At 63.2% G+C, this 18934-nt stretch carries 16 protein-coding genes; all 16 read right to left on the bottom strand.

The features are described 5' to 3' along the window. Positions 1-6: 6 nt before the first annotated feature. The 16 genes from ACY34H_RS08725 to ACY34H_RS08650 all read right to left on the bottom strand — a co-directional run bounded on the left by ACY34H_RS08725 (position 7) and on the right by ACY34H_RS08650 (position 18932). Entirely contained in the window at positions 7-1959 is a 1953-nt protein-coding gene (locus tag ACY34H_RS08725) for a hypothetical protein (RefSeq protein ID WP_464977103.1), read from the bottom strand. Then, positions 1959-2870, bottom strand: coding sequence for a hypothetical protein (locus tag ACY34H_RS08720; RefSeq protein WP_464977102.1), 912 nt, complete (start codon positions 2868-2870; stop codon positions 1959-1961). The genes ACY34H_RS08725 and ACY34H_RS08720 overlap by 1 nt, the downstream gene beginning before the upstream one ends. Continuing rightward, complete coding sequence (locus ACY34H_RS08715; protein ID WP_464977101.1) at positions 2871-8354, bottom strand: tape measure protein; 5484 nt, start codon at positions 8352-8354, stop codon at positions 2871-2873. It abuts the gene before it with no gap. A gap of 22 nt (positions 8355-8376) precedes the next feature. Beyond that, complete coding sequence (locus tag ACY34H_RS08710) at positions 8377-8748, bottom strand: phage tail assembly chaperone (RefSeq protein WP_464977100.1); 372 nt, start codon at positions 8746-8748, stop codon at positions 8377-8379. Positions 8749-8783: 35 nt separating this feature from the next. Continuing rightward, positions 8784-9212: a hypothetical protein gene (locus ACY34H_RS08705; RefSeq protein WP_464977099.1), complete on the bottom strand. Its 429-nt coding sequence runs from the start codon at positions 9210-9212 to the stop codon at positions 8784-8786. Positions 9213-9286: 74 nt separating this feature from the next. Then, a complete protein-coding gene (locus ACY34H_RS08700) occupies positions 9287-9751 on the bottom strand; it encodes a hypothetical protein (protein WP_464977098.1) in 465 nt (154 codons plus the stop codon). Between the two features lie 66 nt (positions 9752-9817). Next, complete coding sequence (locus tag ACY34H_RS08695) at positions 9818-10228, bottom strand: hypothetical protein (protein ID WP_464977097.1); 411 nt, start codon at positions 10226-10228, stop codon at positions 9818-9820. Beyond that, the gene (locus ACY34H_RS08690; RefSeq protein ID WP_464977096.1) at positions 10221-10787 is read right to left on the bottom strand and encodes an HK97-gp10 family putative phage morphogenesis protein; all 567 of its coding nucleotides are present in this window, start codon (positions 10785-10787) and stop codon (positions 10221-10223) included. The genes ACY34H_RS08695 and ACY34H_RS08690 overlap by 8 nt, the downstream gene beginning before the upstream one ends. Beyond that, positions 10784-11143, bottom strand: coding sequence for a phage head completion protein (locus ACY34H_RS08685; protein WP_464977095.1), 360 nt, complete (start codon positions 11141-11143; stop codon positions 10784-10786). Before ACY34H_RS08685 ends, ACY34H_RS08690 begins: the two co-directional genes overlap by 4 nt. Next, the gene (locus tag ACY34H_RS08680) at positions 11140-11700 is read right to left on the bottom strand and encodes a head-tail connector protein (RefSeq protein ID WP_464977094.1); all 561 of its coding nucleotides are present in this window, start codon (positions 11698-11700) and stop codon (positions 11140-11142) included. Before ACY34H_RS08680 ends, ACY34H_RS08685 begins: the two co-directional genes overlap by 4 nt. Before the next feature lie 10 nt (positions 11701-11710). Beyond that, positions 11711-13411: an SGNH/GDSL hydrolase family protein gene (locus ACY34H_RS08675; RefSeq protein ID WP_464977093.1), complete on the bottom strand. Its 1701-nt coding sequence runs from the start codon at positions 13409-13411 to the stop codon at positions 11711-11713. After that, positions 13411-13938 (bottom strand): hypothetical protein, encoded by a 528-nt coding sequence (locus ACY34H_RS08670; RefSeq protein WP_464977092.1) that lies wholly within the window; start codon positions 13936-13938, stop codon positions 13411-13413. The genes ACY34H_RS08675 and ACY34H_RS08670 overlap by 1 nt, the downstream gene beginning before the upstream one ends. Before the next feature lie 39 nt (positions 13939-13977). Further along, entirely contained in the window at positions 13978-15288 is a 1311-nt protein-coding gene (locus ACY34H_RS08665; protein WP_464977091.1) for a phage major capsid protein, read from the bottom strand. Positions 15289-15350: 62 nt separating this feature from the next. Further along, complete coding sequence (locus ACY34H_RS08660) at positions 15351-16028, bottom strand: HK97 family phage prohead protease (protein ID WP_464977090.1); 678 nt, start codon at positions 16026-16028, stop codon at positions 15351-15353. A gap of 7 nt (positions 16029-16035) precedes the next feature. Beyond that, positions 16036-17271, bottom strand: a complete 1236-nt coding sequence (locus ACY34H_RS08655) for a phage portal protein (RefSeq protein WP_464977089.1) — start codon at positions 17269-17271, stop codon at positions 16036-16038. Then, the gene (locus tag ACY34H_RS08650; RefSeq protein WP_464977088.1) at positions 17268-18932 is read right to left on the bottom strand and encodes a terminase large subunit; all 1665 of its coding nucleotides are present in this window, start codon (positions 18930-18932) and stop codon (positions 17268-17270) included. The genes ACY34H_RS08655 and ACY34H_RS08650 overlap by 4 nt, the downstream gene beginning before the upstream one ends. Between the last annotated feature and the right edge of the window lie 2 nt (positions 18933-18934).

Here is an 18934-nt window from a genome sequence, read left to right as displayed (position 1 = left end):
CACCCCTTAGAATTCGATCCAGACAGCCCCGGCGGATCCGGGCGCCCCATTAACTTGCGCCGCTCCTCCCGACGATACGAGGGCAGTACCGCCTGCAGCGCCCCCGTAGGTTCCGCCAGGACCGCCGACGCCAGAGGACCCCCCTATCAATGCAGTACCACCCGCTCCGGCAAAATGGCCGGCGGGGGCAGCAGACAAGCCAAAACCATTACCAATGGCGCCTCCTGACCCGCCGCCGTTGGGTGCAGTCGGAAGGGTGTTCCCCCCTGCGTTTCCACTGCCACCGCCACCCGTCGCATTCGCAAGCTCGTTAGGTGTCTGGTATGACTGCGCACCGCCCGGGGCTCCAATGAAGTTGATGCCGGGAGTCGCCGTGCTCGCCGAGCCCGCTGACCCGCCTCCGGCCGCGGCGATATTCGACGCCGCGCCGCCGTTTCCGCCAACGCCCGCCCCGCCACCGGCAGCGTAGCTCCCGGAGCCGATGGCACCGCCCCCGTAGTAGGATCCCCCGCGGATGCCAACCGCGCCACCGCCCGAGGCGGCTGCGCTGCTAGCATTCCCAACTGTTGCTGAGCCGCCGCTGCCGCCAGTCACCGTCAAGTCAGTAGAGGCACCGCTGGCCGCGCCGCCTGTGCCACCAGTGACAGATGCACCGGGAGTGATTGACGCCTTGCCGCCCTCGCCTCCGTTCGCCGTCATCGTGACGATGCCGGGGCCACTGAAAGAGTTGTTACCGCCCGGGTTGCCTGCAACAGCAGTTCCCTGTGCGGTTACAGCGGCACCACCGGAGAATACGGCCACTGCATAATTGACGCCCGCCGTCAGATAGCGCATGCCACTGACGAATCCGCCCGCGCCGGCGCCGGATGCCGCGGCCACGCCCCCCACGAGCGCTGACGCCACACCTCCGCTGCCGGAACTGCCAGTAACAGTGATCTTGTGCCAGCCAGTTTTCGTGGCCGTGAACACCCCGGATGAGCCGAACTGGCGGAGGTTGTGCAGCTCGCCGCGGTCGTGCGCTACTGGCGTGCCGTCGGCTTTGCGAACCTCTACACGGAAGTAATTGGGGCTGATTGCGGCCACGTCCACCTCATCGTTGGCGCGGGCCGTTTGCGTGCCGCCGAAAACGATCACGTTCGCGTTGTTCTCGAATGTGATGGATTGGCCAATCTGCGCCATGAGCAAAGTGCGCTTTGCACCCGCCTGCGGCGCAGTCGTGAAATTGTTGACGATTCCGCTACCTGTGATCGGCACCATATTGCCAGCCGAGCTCCAAGGGTCTAACGTTGAAGCCACCGGCACGTCAGCCGTTCGCCGTTCATTCAGCGGCCCGGTAAGATTACCGCCGGTCAGACCGCCCGGATCTCCCTTAGCGCCCTTCTCGCCACCGAGGCCGATCAGCCAGTTCGCTACGACTGCGCCGGCGGTCGCCGGGTTCACGTCATCGATGGCGACAACGAGCGACGTGCCGATGTAGCTGGTCACGTTCCCGTACATCCATTGCGCGTTGTTCAGCGGGTTCATGATGCGCAGGCGCTGGCCAGCGAACTGTTTGCCCGCCTGTGTCATGAACGTTTTGCTGCCGGCGCCGATCGTCTGGCCCGTCGAACTGGTTGCGGTCAGGGCCGCAGCGGCGTTGAGAGCGATGACCGCATTTTCGTAGGCGGACGTCGCATGTCCTTGCGCCTGACCGCGCGCCGTTTCAGCACCGGTTTTTGCGGTCTCGGCGCCAGTCTTGGCTGTGCCTGCAGCAGTGGCGCTCGCGGCCGCATTCGCGGCGCTCGTGTTCGCTGCCGTGGCCATGTTGTTCACCTGCGTGGCCAGCGTGTTGAACTGCATTTGCGACACCTTGAGGCAGTTCCATGAATATTCTGCGCGGCCGTCAAAATCGTCAGGATCGTCCCGCGTCGGCGGATCCATGGTCGTGAACGCGGTGATGTTCGTTTGCGGTAATGGCATTACATCAGTCCCAATACTCGAAGATTGTAAAAAGCGCCGGCTGGCGTCGCGAGGGTGTTATCGAAATCCTCGTAGAAGCCAAAGGCGTTAAGGCTCTTGAATTCGCTGGAGAACGACCAAAGCAGATTGGTTCCGTCGTATTCCATCATCAGGCGGTTGATTTCATCGAACAGGGCCAGTGGCGCCTCCACGGTCGCATTGATGCGCCGCGCTGCAGGCCGTTTGATGAGTGGCACGTTTCCGAACTTGTCTTCGTTAAACGACGAATTGGACTTGACCCGAAACCCAGCCCCCCACTGCGTGTTGCCCAGCTCGCGCATCATTCCCGTGACCAGCGTTCCGCACCTGGCAGTGCCAGTGGGCTGTTCGATGATCACGCGCAGGCGCGCGCCAGAACGACGCGGCAGATCAAATAGGATCAGATCCGTCTCGCGATAGATCGGCTCGCTGTCCCATTGCGTCCAGCTGTACACCGGCCGCACAAGTTCGAAAGTTTTGTTGTAGGTCTCAGTCGAACCCAGCGTCTGAATCACGCGCACGCGCGATGCCTCGAGGCCGCCCAGGTACAACGAATTGAACGGCCCGGGCGCCAACGTCATGTCGATCGACCCGGCCTGTTCGGTTTTCGTGTTATTCACAGCATCGAGCATGGCAAAGCCGTTCGCTGCCTGGACGTCAGCCCAGATCGGTGTGTTGCCGGCAAGGTTGAGTAACGGGTCCTTGCCGGTATTTGCCTGCAGCGCTTCGTAGATGCGGTGCGTGGTGTCGCGGCGCCGCCGCATACCGATGGTGCACGCCTCCGACGGATTCCATAGCGGCACTGTCTCAGTAACGTTGCTGGCAACGATCATGGCGGCCACCGCCACCAGATCGTTGTCCTTCCATGCCGGCTTGATTACGCGCAGCGTCATTTATGAAACCTCCGTTTCGGATCGGGTCTTGATGCCCTTGTCGCTGACATCCTCCATCGCGTCCGCGCCGCGCTTCGTTTCGCCGATCAGGCGCGACAAGCCAGTGGCCATCGTCCTTTCCAGCGACTCGATGCGCTTCTCCATGCCGTCAAACATCGACGTCGTGGCACCGTTCGAATGGATGCGCGACGGCGGCGTGTATTCGGCCTCAGGGCCGTTCTCGCCGACGATGCGCCAGCCGCCTGCGTGATCGCCACCGGCAGCAAAGCCCGGCATGCGTCCAGCAAGCTCGCCTTGGGCACCGTTGATGAAGTTCCTGATCTCGTCCTGGTCGATCGATGCGCCGAAGATCGAGGACCAGTAGGCCGAGCCGGCTGCATCCGGATCACGCCCAAGCACCTGTTGGTAAAGATCCGTGAGCGTGAGGCCGGTCCCGCCCGGGTTGCTCGGCGTGGCGCCAGTGTTCATGCCGGCGATCGATGCAGCCAGCAGGCCCACCGCCTGGGCAACGGAGAGCACGCTGGTGTTGATGCCGTCCAGCTTGTCGACCTGCTCCTGCGCCTTCTCCAGCACCAGGTCCAGCCGCTCCATCTCCTGGTTGAACCAGTCCTGCAGCAGCGCCTTTTCCGCGTTCAAAGCAGCGAGCTGCTTCTGTGCGTCGGTCAGCTGGACATCCGCCAGACCAGACAGCTCGGCCAGCGCCGACGACGTGCGCACGAAATCACGCTGGTATTCGAGGAACGTGGCAAAGCCGTCTGTGCTGGTTGCTGACGCGGCACTGACCGCCTCACGAATACCGTCTGCCGTCGGCAGCGCACCGCCGGCGCGGGCGATCGCCAGCACAGCCTCGATCTGAGCCTGTGCCGCAGCGCGGGTCGCCACTTCCGCACCTTGCAACGTCATGCCGTTCAGGCCCGACTTCAGTACACCGGAAAGCTCGGTCAGCGTTGCGATCGAAGAGGTAACGCCATCGATGCGCGTTTGCAGCGCAGCCATGGCCGCGTCGTACTGCGCCTGCACCTCCTTACGCTGGGCCGCAACAGCCTTCGTTACGGCATCCAGCGCGTCGTCGACGAAGCCGCGCAATACATCCCGGTTCTTCTCCAGGGCGGCTGCAGCATCCTCCGCGGCGGCCGCCTCGTCCTGTCGCGCGTAGATCATTTGCATGATCGGCCGCAGCGAGGCATCTGCCGCGGCCAGCTCGTCGGCACGCTGGGCAGCCAGTGCGCCAGCCGCGTCACCAGCCAACTGCATCAGCTGAATTTCCAGCCGGCGGCGATCCGCTGCGACAGCCGACGATTCGCCGGCCAGCGCTCCGGTAAGCGAGCTGGCGTAATCGGTGACCGTCTTGAATGCAGGCGCGAGCTGCAGCAGCGCGGCATACGTTTTTGCACCTTCAGCCGTGGCCAGCGCACCCGACGAGGCCAATCCCAGCACGACCGCCTTGTACTGCTCAGCGTTCGTGATGTGCGCATAGCCGAGCGTTGCCAGTTGCTCTGCTACCTGCTTTTGCACCGGAGCCATACGTTCAGCCTCGGTCAGGAAGTTTTGCGCGAAGTAGTCGGTCTGCGACGCCAGCGCATCGACCCCGCCTGCAAGCGACAGTAGCCGCTCACGCGCTTCGATCGACGCCAGGCCGACCGTGCCGAACGCAGTCTTCCCGTCGACGCCGATGGCTTGCATGATCGCGTTTGTATTTGCAAACTCGGTCGCCAGGCGCTCAAGCGTCACCGCGGCTGTCTCTCCCGATTGCGCGAACGTTGCAATGTTCGGCACCAGGTAAGTCGCCAAATCGTCGGCCAGGCCTGCGAGCATGTCCTGCACCTGCTTTTCACGGGCGGCCTGGTCGGCTGCTGGATCAAACGCGATATCGAACGCTTTGTAGAAGTCGGACAGACCAGCCGTCGACACGCCCAGCACGCCGGCCAGATCGCCAGCGGTCTGCTTCATGGCCGCGTATGCATCCGTCAGGCCCTGCACGAATGCGGCATCGGCCTGTTCGCCAACCTGGTACGTCTTGTCCGATCGGAACCAGCCGCCTTTCTGCATTACGTTCGCGTAGTTCAGCGCATGCGCGCCGGTCCCGTCAAACGTGCCGCTCAGCCCCTGGCCGGTCACAGTAGGCTTCTGGAGCCCGAATGCCCGCGTCCACAGGGATGAACCGGACAGCAGCGATGCCATGCGGTCGTTGAGGCCGATTTTCTTCAGCGCGCTATTGGCCGCATTGATACCGACCGTAGCGACGGCACCGACACTCATCAGGCCTGCGCCAAGCATGCCGGCGCCGCCACTCAATAAACCACCGCTCGCCGCAAACGCCTTCGGGATCGCCTGCACAAACATCTTCGAGATGTCGGAGGTCTGGCCATCGATATTCCAGCCCTCCTTGAAGAATTTATCGTTTGCGCCCATGCCGGCCAGGATCCAGCCGATCACCGGGATATTGCTGATGCCAGCCATGAGCCCGCCACCACCCGCTGCGCCGCCGGCACCAGCCGCTGCGCCACCACCGAATAGCGACGAGAAGCCGGTCGAGAATCCCTGGTAGAGATACTTTCCAGCGCTCACCAGCCCCTGTGCGCTGCCCATGAAGCCGCCGCCCGCTGCCGTACTGCCGCTGCTGAACGCGCTACCGGCGCCGCTGAACCAGCTTCCGGCGCTGCTGAACAGATCCATGATCGAGGTACCCTTGCCGCCAGCTGCCGTCGGCGTGATCTGCACGATCCACTTCTTCAGCGTCTGCTGGTACAGCCAGTCGAAGAACACGTTTTTCAGCGTGTCTTTCAGACGCGTCGCAGCATCCTTGCCACCGTCCAGGATTGACACGAACGTCTGGTGCGCCGTGTCCTCGATGGACTTCCACAGATCCCGTTGCTTCTCCAGGTCTTCAACGTTGGCGATCGCTGCGGCCGCACGCTTTCTAGCGGCGATCAGCTTCTCCAGCGTCTCGATCTCGTCCAGCGTCATGCCGGTCGACGAGCGCTGCGCAAGCTGCTCCTCGAGCCTGGCGATCTCCAGCTGCTCGATCGCAGCCTTCGACATGCCAAACGTCGCGGCAAGCCGCTCATGCTCGTCGGCCTCGGCGACTGCCTTGTCGATGGCCTTTTGCGTTTCATCGGCAAGCGCCTTCTGGAACTTGGCCATGTCATCGGCGCCTTTGACTGCGCGCTTGTTTGATTCCACGACTTCCGCATTCACGCGCGCCGTTTCCTCGCTGGCACCCAGCACCTCGATCAGCGCCCGGTAATATGCTTCTTCGGATGCCGACAGCTTCAGTTTGCCATTGCCCAGCTCAGTATCGAGCGACATGGCCAGCTTCTGGCTTTCGGTCAGCTTGGCCAAGCCGGTGGCTTCGCGATCAGTTTCGGTAATCCGCTCCTGGATCGCGTCGACCAGCGATGCGTAAGCCTCGGCCTGCTGCTTCGTTGCGGCCGCACCGCTCTTGTCCGCATACTTCGCTCGGACCAGCTTTTCCATTTCAGGCGGAATGGTGCCGAACTGCTTGCGCAGAGTATCCAGCTCGGCAGCAAGCTTTTGCGCGCTCGTGCCGTTTTGCGCATACCAGTCGGCGATGCGCGTGTCACGTGTCCGGTTGGCTGCTGCAGCGGCCTCATCCTGGGCTTGGCGCACCCGCAGCAACGCTGTTTCGTACTGGTGAGCCAGATCGACAGCAGCAAGCTGTCGCTCCATCGACGACACGTTGGCCCACTGCCCGGTGCCGCGCTGCACCGCATCGAGCGCCGTTTTGGCGCGTGCCAGGCCGGCCATGTCCGCTTCGCTGATCTGATCGAGCCCTTTCACCCGCGGCTCTTCGCTTTGCAGCCGATTGCGTTCACGGAGCTTCTCGATCTGCTTGTCCAGCCGGGCGATCATCTCGACGGTCGATTCTTCCACCGCCGCAGTCGCCTTCTTGCTTTCGTCGTCGACCTGGTTGCCCCACAGCGTCCATGCCGTGATGCCCAAGGTAACAGCCAGGGTGATCGCGCCGATTGGGCCGCCTAGCAGGGTGAGCGCTCCGCCCAAGACGCGCGACGCCACGGTCGTAGCGCCCATCGCTACAGTCAGTGCGGCGTTGGCAGCCCGGGCCTGTAACGTGGCCGCAGCGGCCACGCCCGTAGCCGCGGTTTCCGCAGCACGCGCGGCGGTGATCCTGGCTGTTCCTACTGCAGCGGCGTTGGCCACCGCCTGCTCATTGGCGATCCGCTGTGCCGCCAACGCGCTCGACTGCGTCGCGATGGCACGCTCGATCGCTGCCAGCTCGCCGGCGAGACGCGCCATCTCGGCCACGCGCTGAGCCCGGCCAATGCCGTTGATCTGCGCAGCCAGGCGCGTTTGCTCGAGCGCGATCTCTTGCCGGACGATACCTGCCGTCGCGACGTACTGCGCCTGGCGAGCAGCAATCTCCTGTTCCGCAGCTACAGCAGCCGAGGCCACGCGCTGCCGGTCCGCGGCCACTTCGGCCTGCACTGCCGCGAGCGTTTCACGTGCACGGCTCTGGGCGATCAGCGCCGCCTGGCGTTCTGCTTGCGCTCGGCGCAGCGCCGAGGCTGCCGTTTCCTCGTTCGCCAGCGCTTGAGCACGGCTGGCGGCGATGTCCTGGATCTTCTGCCTGGTCGACTCGATGATGCTCGCGACCAGCTTGCCACCGAATACAGCGGCCACCAGCAGGCCAGCATTGGCGATCGTTTCGAGGTTGTTGGCCAGGCCGCCGATCGCCTGCGTCAGCACCGACACCGAACCGCTGGCGTTCGCCTGGATACCGACGTATTCCATCACGTTGTTCTTCAGGACCGTGAAGGCGCCCGAAATGCTTTGTACTTCCTTTGCTTCTTCACGCAGCTTGGCCAGCGCGTTCGGCAGCACGTCGGCCATGATCGCCGACGTGATCTCGCCCTCTTCCGCCATCTTCTTCAGGGCGCCAACAGGCACGCCGATACCATCGGCAAGGGCCTGCATCAGCCGCGGTGCCGCCTCGTTGACGGCGTTGAATTCCTCACCGCGCAGCGCGCCGGCGGCGAAGGCCTGAGACAGTTGCAGTTGCGCAGACGCCGCTTCGTCAGCGGTCGCGCCGGAGACCTTCAACGACAGGTTGACGGTCTCCGTGATTGCGGAGACCTGCTTTTGCGCCAGGCCCAGCTCCCGCGTTCCGTTTGCGATCCTCGCGTAGAGCATCCCTGTTTCCTGGAGCCCCTGCTGCGCATCGGTAGCGATCCGCTTCACGTCGCCGTATGCGGCTGCGTATTCGCGTGCCGACAAGGTGGCCAGACGCAGCTGGGCGGTGAATTTGCCGTACTGGTCGACCATCCCAATCAGCTGGGAAATACCGAGACCGGACGCAATGCCGCCCAATGCCGCCTGCGCACGTGAGGCGGCATTGGCAATGGTGGTCATCGTGGTCTCGACCGTGTTGCGGGCCTGGTTCATGTCGCGCTGCAGACGCGCGACATTGGCCATCAGTTGGATTTCGATGTTCCCTGCGATCATGTTTCGTCCAGTTCTGCGCCGCTCAGTCAAGAGCAGCGTCGATTTTCTTATCGATGTTGGGCGCTCTGTACAGCTGGCCGTAGGGAGGTTTGCAGTTCGGCTCGGTGGATGCCTGAACCTGCATGAGGAACTCCTGGGACAGGCGCCGAACAAGGGACACTTCCCAGGGCGCCAGCTCCACACCCATGTTGTCCTGCCAGGCGCGGATCTCGCTTTGCGTGATCGCGACATCCCGGTCGCCAGCGGCCAGCGTCGGGCCGATATCCCAAAAGCAATCGAGCAGGTGAGCGGCCGGACCGGGATCCGGCCGCTCTGGGGTCACCCCGTCTTTTGTGTACTTCGCGAGGCGCGATCCCGAGCGCCTCACTTCTTTCCCATCCTTGTACTCAGGCACGGCACGCAGCCATGCATCCTGCCGGATGAACAGGATCAGTTCGCCGGCGATGCCTTCGTAAAATTTGCCCAGTCCGAGATGTGCTTGTTCACCTGCTCGGCGATGAAGCCGATTTCCGGATCGGAGTAGATGGCCGCCGCCAGCGCGTCACCCTGCAGGGCGTCGAGCGTCACGTTGGCGAAGCACTTGGTGCATGCGGTCAGGAATTCGGCCGTTTCGCGTGCCTGGTCGTCCGCGGAGGTATCGGTCTTGCCCTTCTTCTTCAAGCGGTCCAGCGCGCGGTTCGTGTTGTTGGCTTGGGCACGCTTGTACTGTTTGGAACCCGGGCCGTACAGTTCGACGGTCATCGGGCGATTCTTGTCTGGCTCGCCCTGGTCGTTGTCGGCGAACATCAGCTGGTCGTTGGCATCGCGCAGGTGCAGGATCGAGGTTGCAACAACAGCGAATTTACGGATATTGGACATGGTCTTTGCTTTCTATTTTGAGAATGAATTCAGCCGGCGGATGCCGGCATTGGATACAGCGGATGAAGCTTCGGTTAGACGATCGTGGATTCGTCGCGGATCGTGTCGGTCTGGCGCAGCAGCGTCATGCTGCCGACGACGTTGTTGTCGACAGTGCCCTGGTCTTCAGTGAACTTCGACACCTGGGCGGTGAAGTAGCGCACCGCGCGGTTTTGCTTGACCAACTTGAACGACAGCGCCGAATAGCCCAGGCTGGCGGCGTAGCAAATTTGCTGCCCTTCGTCCTCGTCGTCCCAACCCATCTTGAATTCCGAGGAGCCCAGTTTGTAGCTGGCCTTCTTTTCAATCTGCTGGGCGCTATCGACAGGCGCGTGGGTGGACGTGTTGTACTCACGGCCAAGCACGGTCGCCACGTCGGTAACTTCACCGACCTTCGTCCAGGTCAAGGCCTCGAAACCGGCCTTGGTATGCGTCGCCGGCGCGGCTGTGCAAGCCCACAGCTCGGTGCCGGCGACGGTCGTAACGTTCTCGCCACTCATGTAGTACCTTTCAAAAAAAAAGCCCGCATGCGGTTGCTATGCGGGCGTGGGTCAAGCCAACCTCGATCAGGGAGTGTCGAAGTAGCTGATTCGGAAATCACGGGTTTGTTCGAATATCCTGGCGTCGCTGTCGCCATCGTCAGGGCCAATGCCCGCGCGCTCGATATTGGCCACCAGGATCCCGGCCACGTGGCGGCGCCCACCGCGGACGGCTGCCCCGACCAGGGCGATGATCCTGCACTGGTCCGCGTAGCTCTTGGCCGCGACCCGGACCTGAACGCGGGAGACCTTGAAGACCTTCTCGCCCTCGTCCAGCACCGGCCGCAGCGGCTCGTCCGTCGATACGCTCGACAGTGCGACGGCAGGCAGCACGGTCGCCTGCGAAATCTCGCCGAAGAAGATCTTCTCCGGAGGAACCGCTGCAATGAACGCAGCATCGGCAAGCAGGAGCGCCTTGATGACGATGGCGTCATTCATCGAGCGCCTCCGGGGGCAGGTTGATGCCTGCGTTGGTCAGCCGGCTTTTAACCGTCGCCACCGCTGCAGCGACGGCGGCACGCGCCTTCGTATCGAGCGCGGGCCGCATGAACGGCCGCGCTCTCGCACCAGGGTGCGAGACAGAGTTGCCGACGAAGTTCTCGCCGATCTTGAGGCTACCGTTCCGAGCCATCCTGTTCAGCGTGCCGACACTGAATGCCTTTGGCCCGCGGCGCGTATTGCGCCACGGCCGTTCGCCTTCGCGCACCGAGATCCAGTGCGGCCCGGTGCCGTACTCGACGAAGCGCCAGTACCAAGCCTTCTCATCGCCCGCGATCACCCTTGCGATGATGGTCTGCTTCTTCGTCCGCACTCTTACTCGCACGCTTCTGCGCAGGGCTCCATGCTTGACCGGCACGCCGGCCTGCGCTTCAGCCTTGAGCACCTTTGCTCCTTCGCGCAGGGCCGTGCGCATGATGTTGCGCTCGATCTTGCCTGGCAGCGACTGCAGAACAGCCATCAGCTCCCTGCCGCCTTTTATGTGGACATCGTCGCTCATGAAGAAAATCCCTCCACCAGCACCTCGATCACACGACCGGCCTCGACGACGGCAGGTCCGCCGGCGATCGACAACGTGCGACGCGCCCCGTACAACTCGACGATGCGCATCTCCGCCGTGATGTCCTTCCGATAGCGCAGGCGGATCCGCGCGCTGTCTTTCGCCAACCTGACGCCGCTCTTGACGGCCTCCGACCGGCTGGGCACCACGTCGAGCACTTCTGCCTTGACCTCGAATACCGGTACCCATTCCTGCGCGCCGGGGTCATATCGCGGATCAGTGGGGTCGCCTGCAGGCGGGCCGAACCGCTCGAAGCGGACGCGGTGCCGCAGCCGCTTTGCCAGCGGAATAGTCATTCATACCTCCTGTAGTGATCCAGCATGTTTTCCAGATAGCTGGTCTGCACGGTTTCCTTCTCGCCGCCGGCGGCCGGATCGTACTGCTCGACCAGCTTGGCCAGGATGTACAGCTTCAGGTCGTCCGGCGTATCAGCCGGGCTGTCGCCATAGCCGCACTCGACGGTGATGGATACCGCTTCGTCGTCCTGCAGCGTGGCTGGCCAGGCCTGGCCGCGCGAGGGCTTGAGCAGCGTGGTGTATTCGTCCTGCACCACCACGCGCACCGCGGACAGCGGCAGCGATTGCTCCACGCCGGCCTGATCGACGTAGTCGATCGCGACCACCTGCAGCACCGGATGCGGCAGCTTGATTGCGGGCGCGAACGCCGGCAGCGTGCCGGTCCAGGTCTGTCGCATCAGGCATTGACCGATGCGCAGCTCCAGGGTTCGCACGATGCCCTTGAGCCAGCGCTCGATATGGACGTCGGACTCCTCGTCTTCGATGCCCAGGTTGCCAGCAGCTTCACGGAGGACGACCGGTAATGCCACCGGGCCAGCTGTTCGAATGAATGCCATGGCCCTCCCCTTACGATAGGTACTTGTCGACTTCCGCCGTTTCGAGATCGACGTGCGGTCCGAACTCGGTGACGTGCACGGTCAGCTGTGCGCCTGGCGTCGTTTGAATTCGGCCCCGATACAACAGCGACACTGTCCCTGCTGGAATGGGGCAACGCGGCGAACGCGGCGAGCCGAAGTTGAACGGACCAGACAGACCGAAAGCAGTTCCGTTCACGGAACCGGAAAAGCCCTCGTTCGCTGGAACCCTGTCGCCGGTATACGACTCGCCAAACGAGATCGTATGCAGGATGACACTTCCTGCGCCACGGAATTCCAGATCGCCGAAGAAGTTATGAATGCCACCCGCTGCTGCGGCGATGACGTTCAGGCCGCCCTGCATCCACGCATCGATGTCGACGTCGCCCGTGTAAGCTTTACTCCCGGCGATCTCGATGTAGTCGGTCGTTGCAGTAGCGCCCGAGATCTTCAATTCCAACGCGCGCCCAGGTCCGTCGTCAATGCGTTCTACGGTGTCGCAAATCGCCTCGATCGTCCCACTGCCGGTTTTGATGACAATGTCGGATGGGCCGAAACCCGTGTTCGGCGCGGCGATGTAGAGGTTCGTCGCGCCCATCATCAGCGTGTTGCCAATACCGACTGCCGACTGATCACCATATCCCCCATAGCCGTTCAGCGTCGACCGGTCTGGCGGGGCATGGCCGAATAGCTCAACGAGATACCGCGCCAACGGTACTGCGCTGAGGATGGTCCCAAACGGACCAACGTGCGATGGATCCACTGTGCCATCGGTAAGTGGCGCGAATGCCCCGGCACGCGTTTTGCCCATAGAAGCATCAGTGGCCGAAATCGACCTGGCGTAATCCCGGGTTCCCTTCGACAGGTCGAAGAATCGGAATGCGTCAAACTTCTGTGCAGCCTTACGCGCCAGATTGTATAAAGCTGCGTATTCGTGGCTTTGCTTGTACACCTTGCCGTCAACCGGCGATGGCGTGGTATTTGTGTTGCCGCGGGCACGGCCAGTCGAACCCAAATAAAGCACCGCACAACGGGCCTTGCGAGCGCGCTTATAAATCCGCATCAGCCACGCGAACGCCTGTTTTGCGGAGCGGAATTGGTCCAGGTCATTTGGACCGCCCATGACAACCAGCAGCGTGGGCTTGTGGGGCGCCACATCAGAACCATAGCGTGCGAACATCTGATCGAGGCGATCGCCGCCCTTACCGGCGCGGTGCACGATGTTCATTTTCAACCCGCTCATCGCATTGGCAGTATCCACGATGGCGCGATTCGTGATCGAACGGGGCGTCAGCACGCCATTGAGCCACACTTCCCTGTGACCGTTTTTCGTCGACGAGTCGCCCAGGAGGACGACGCTCCCCAGCATGTCGAGCCCGAATGGGAGCGCCGCCAGTTCGTCGGGGGCATGCGCAGTAACGACAACATTGACCGCACCGCCCTCCCACGTCGTACGGCGCAACTTCACTATGTCGATGGCCAGGTCGCAGGGCAGCGTCGTACAGCAGCCGCCGTCCAGACGCTGCCAGGCGCCGCTGTTCACCTTGTATTCCACGACAATGAACTGGTGCGAATTCGCCAGATTGATGCCACCCGTGTCGATTACGGAGTCGATGGCAATGCCTTCTCCGCCCGGCCCATCCGTTACCGCAACAGACCACTGATCGATTTCCACGATTGGGTTCTGTGTCATCAGCCCTCCGTGCTGGCCAGATCTGCTGCGGCCTTATCGCCGTCCACATTGCCCTCGGCCTGTGCAGACGTCTGCACGCCTGCATCCCCGACAGCTGCCGCATCGGGCTGCGCGGCTTCGGCATCCGCAGTCTTTCGCCGGCCGCGCACCTGGCGTGGTGCAGCCTGCTCCGTTGCTGCATCGGTTTGTGCAGACGTCTGCACAGCGTTGCTTGCGGCGCCATCATCGGCACTCGACGCGCCGTCGATATCCTGCACCGCACCTGGCACTGCAGCGATCAGGGTTCCGAGATGTGCGTAAGAATCGCCTTGTTCAGACGTCTGCACATCGAACAAAACCTCGGCTTGCTGCGGCGCTTGCAGCACTTCCACCACCGCCGATACAGGCGCCGGCATGTAACGCGCCGCGCGGCAGTCGTCAACGAGGTGAGCCGCGAACTTGGCATCCGTGCGCAGCACATCGCCCGGGTTTAGCGTTCCGCACTGCGCCGTGATCGCCTGCACCAGAATTTCAATCTGTACTTCCATGAGATCTCCTTGCCGGGCCGCGCTGGCCCGGCATCAGGGTTAGGCTGGCACCAGGTCGCCGTAGCGGCAGGCGTACGGCTTCTCGACGGTCAGCGCGCCGCGGCGCTCAGCGCGCACGGTGACCAGACCGTTGGAGAAGTTGTCGCCGTCGCTATCGGACAAATCGATCGCCACGCCTTCGCGTCGCCACAGCGTTGCGGCAACGCGCAGCGGACCAGTCCAGAACTTCCCGACCGGCATCGCGTTGCTGGCCACTACCGGCAGGCCGAACAGCATCGGCACGACATTCGCGCCCGGGTGGCCCAGGATGTAGTTACCGTTGCCATCTTTCGCCAGGCGCATCGTCCACCAGTCGACCGTGTTCAGGATGATCACGTCGGCCGGCATGTCCGTTGCGGCGCAGTCGCCGATCGTCTTGCCGATCACGTCGAAGCGGTTGTTCGCCAGCTGCAGGCCCGCCAGGCTGGCCGCCGTGTAGCCGTGCGCGACGTAGTTGTCGGCGTGGGCCAGGCCCTTAATATTTGGATTGACGCCGTTGCCGATCACCAGCTGGTTCTCGAACTTCAGGTTGACGCCGTACTCCATCCGCAGATTGATGTACGCGGCCATTGCGGCGTTGTCCATCGCCAGCTGGCGACTGATCTTGATGATGTGACCGACCGTGCTGACCGGCATGGTGCCCGGCGTAAAGGTGAGCGAGCTTTGCGGCCGCGGGGCACCCTCAGCCACTTCGGCCGCGGCGTTCGTGAACACGTTCTCGCGCGTCCACTCGATCGCCGGTGCCGAGGTCGGTATGACGGTCATCAAGTCTTCCAGCGTGAACACGCGGAAGGCGCCCTGGACGATGTCCGGACGCCGCTCCGAGAACGTGTTCGCGATGGCATTGGTCACCGTGTTTTTCAGCTCGACACGGACCTTGATGCGGCCGTCTGCCTTCAGGAAGTTGTCGAAGGTCGCGCTCTTGATGAACTGCGCGCCAAGCGTCTCGTCGACCGGCGGCGCGTCCTGCTGCTGCGTGCCCTTCTGCTCGATCTGCAGCAGGCGATCGGCCAGCACGCGCTGTTCGGTACCGAGCGCATCGATTGCGGCTTTCGTATCGGTCGTGACCTTGCCGATATTCTTAATGTCTTCCGTCGCCTTATCGGCGATGGTGGACATCTTCGCCTCAACGCCGTCAAGCGCCTTCATGATGGCAGCGCCATCGATCTCGCCGGTGACCAGCACCGCGCCGGCTAGGCCGGCAGCGGCGCCAGGGTTCACGTCAAAGCCGAAGGCCTGCGCGATGCCGGCGACCATCGCGAGCGCCAGGAGAGCCCAGCCGCGGGTCGGGATATTGAAGAGTCGTTTCATTTGCTACCTTTCCGGAAAAGAAAAAGCCGCCTTGCGGCGGCCGTTGGTGAAGTGTTGCTGCTTTATTTCGCGAGACGCTGCAGGCGCTCGACGATCTCGGCCGTTGTCTTGGCGTCGACGTCTTTCGGAGCATCTCGCCCGATGAAGATCGCCTTCGCCTTGGAGAGCAGTGCCATGCTCTCGCGCCGGCCCAGCCCTGCATCCCGCAGCAGCCGTTCCAGATCCCGTTCTGTCTCGCACTCCGGCAGGAGCGCGTCCAGATCCATGTGCTTCACGCTGGCAAGGTCGACGCGCGCCGCGCTATCAGCAGGGAACACAACCGGCGATACCTCGACCAGGTTGCTCCACTTGCGGATGATGCGGCCTTGTTCGACCTCCTCGTAGTCGCCCTTCTTGACCCAGCCGCCGATCGACAGGCCATCCAGCGTGCCGTGCTTCATCGCGGCGCGCACATCCATCGCGCGGCCCAGGCCCGGCGTCAGCTCGCCTTCCACGAACAGGCCCTTGTCGTCTTCCTTGGCCTTCGTCCACTTCCCGATCGGCAGGCTGCCCCAGTCGTGGTTAAAGAACATCTTCGGCTTGCCGTTGCGCAGCGTGGCCTCGAAGGCGCCCTTGATGATCGTGTCGCCGTACGAGTCCACGCCACCGAACACGGAGGCATAGCCGGAGAACACGCCGGTGTCGCCGTCGAACTTGAGCGACACGTCGTCCAGTTTCAAAGTCTTGAGAATGCGGTGCATGATTTCCTTACTGTGCGATGTTGGAGCCGTCGCCGCCGGAGGCAGGCTTCATCCGGCCGAGCATGTGCAGCGGCACGAGGTTCGATTGTGCGGTAAGTACGTCCGTGCCAGGGATGAAGGGATCGCCCTCCAGCTGTCGGACTTCGGCCCGCGTCTTCAGTCCGTTTTGCACCTGCTTGGCGTAGATATCCGCCCGGGCCGTCGGGCTGGCCCGCAGCAGTGCGTCGAGCGAGAATTCCACGGTCATTGTGGCGCGCTGCCGCGGTGACAGCACGCAGCGGCAAATGGCCTGCGCGATGTTGACCATTAGCGGACCGATCGAGAAGATGCACCAGCCCTCGCGGATCTCCGCGATACCGCTGCCCCAGCTGGTGACGTTCGCGTGGTGCACCAGCACTGGCGGCACGTCGAACCAGCGGCAAATCTCTTCCACGCCGTAATGACGCGTCTCCAGCAGTTGCTGCTCCGCCGGCGTCATCGTCAGCTGCTGGAATTTCATGTCCGCTTCCAGCAGATACAGCTTATTCTCCAGAGCCGTCATGGCCATGTCATGGAACGTAGCCTTCGCCTTGGCGCGCTGCGTATCGTTCAACACCTTGTCGACCATCAGGATGCCGGAAGGCCGGCCGCCGGCACCGAAGATCTTTGTCGCGTCGTGCTGGGCTTTCGCCTGTTCGTCCATCGTAGCGCGCATGAACTCGAGCTTCGACAGGCCGATGGTGCCGTTGCCAAGGTTCTTCAGGTGCAGTACGTTCACCGCTGCCAGCACAGCGACGTTGTTGCCGATCCGGTATGCGTACACGACGGAGCCGTCGTCGAGGATCTTCTGCTCGACCTGGTCGGCCGGCATGGGCCACAACGCCAGCGCCTCCCCGTTGGCATCGCGATCGATCCGCGCATATGCATTCCCGCGCAGATCGTAGTTCAGCATCATCGCGCGCCAGAACTCGAACGGCGTCATGCGGTTGTTCGGCTGCGTATGCAGCAGCTGGTACAGCCGATCGGTGCGCGCCAGCGTCTTCTCGCCGTTCGGCTGCTGCCGATACACGAAGCACGGCATGCTTGCCACCGCCGCGGCGCGCCTGTCGACGCACGCCCAGACAGTGCTGATCTGCAATGCGCCGTCGACGGTGACGCCGCGTGTGCCGCTGACCAGTGCGCTGCCAGGCCGGCTGTCCTGCACGCCCGGGCTTTCGCCGAGCACGCCGCCGAACCAGCTGCGCATGGATGAAAAAAGCTTCATGTACTGATCACTCCATTGAGGAAGTCATCGAGACTGCCCTGCAGCTCGTCGGTGGACACTGCGCGGCTGAGAGCCATCACGGTCGCCACCAGGCAGTCGATCCGCCCGTTGGCGTTCGACTTCTTTTTGTCCGGCCGGAAGTTGCCGTTCGAATCGAACAGCAGCGCCGTGTTCGCCGCGCACCAGCGCAGCACCGGGTTGCCGCCATGCTGGAAAGCCTTACCGTAAACCAGCTGCTCGAGCGCCTTGCTGCCCGGGTACATGCCGGCCGTGTTCTGCGGCACCTCGACCAGCGGCACGCCCTGGTCGAGCAGCTCGTTCGCCAGCTGTAGCGCGTTCCACCGATCGAAGCCGATCTCGGCGACGTCGTAATCCTGCAGCGACCGCAGGATGGTTTCCTTCACTGGACCGTAGTCCGTCACGTTGCCCTCGGTCGCTGTCAGCCAGCCTGCCGTGCGCCAAGCCTCGTACGGCGCCGCGTCATCCGCTTGCTCCGAGATTTTGTCTTCGGGGCACCAGGTCCAGACGAGCACGTACCAGTCGCCGCCCGGCTCGTCCGGCGGGAACACCAACGAGTACGCGGTAAGGTCACGCGTCGAGGCCAGGTCGAGGCCGCCGTAGCAGCGCCGGCCCAGCAGCACGCGCGGGTCGAACTTCTTCTTGCCGGCGTCCCACACGTTCATGTCGAACCAGCCGTCGGCACTGTTGCACCAGATGTTCAGGTCCTTCGTCAGGAAGTTGACCTTTGCGCCCGGCATCGCCGCGGCTTTGCGCGCCTGGCTGCGCAGATACTCCAAGGTCTTCGACCGGCCCAGGCCCGGGTTTGCCTTGATCCAGGTGCGTTCGTCGAATGGATCGTCGTCGGTGTCCAGCGTGTAGACATAGCCGAAGAAGCCGTCGTCGACGCGCTTGCCTTCCAGGATCGAGATCAGGTAATTGCGCTGCTCCGTGCAGATGCCGTCCAAGATGAAGCCGGCCGTCGTGATCGCCGACAGCAGCGGCTGAGCCCGGGCACCGAGCGCCGACTCCATCACGTCCCACACGTCGCGATGCTTCTGCGCGTGCAGCTCGTCGAACAGGATCGCCGACGGGTTCAGGCCGTCCAGATTCTCGGCGTTGGCCGGCAGCGGCAGGAAGACGCTGTTGTCGTCGAGCTCGACCTTCTCGTGGTTCAGGCCCGCATAGATCTTGAACGACCTGGCCACGCCGGCGCTGCGCTTCACCCAGCGCCGAATGTTGTCGAACGCGGGTTTGAAAACCGTCATCGCCTGGTTGCGCGTGGTGGCCACCGCGTAGACTTCGGCGCCGACCTCGCCGTCCATCGAGAACAGGTAGGCGCCCTGCGGCCCCTTCCAAGTCGACTTGCCGTTCTTCCGCGCCACCTCTTCGTACGCGCGGCTGAAGCGGCGCATGCCGTCGGATTGGCGGCGCCACCCGTACAGCACCGCCGTCCAGAACTTTTGCCACGGGTCCAGCAGAATCGGCTTGCCGGCCAGCGGCCCTTTGATGTGGACGAAGAACCGTTCGATGTACTCGATGATGTGCCAGCTGTGCGCCGGCACGAACACGAAGCCGCGCTTGCCGGCGTCGCGCAGATCCTGGTAGTGCCGCAGCACGGCCAGGTATACATACTTCCCGGTGACGATCTCGCCACGCAGCACGG

The sequence above is a fragment of the Pseudoduganella sp. jia 9 genome (assembly GCF_055502615.1).
The sequence above is the reverse complement of the archived record's forward strand: the minus strand, read 5'-3'. Positions and strand labels throughout refer to the sequence as shown.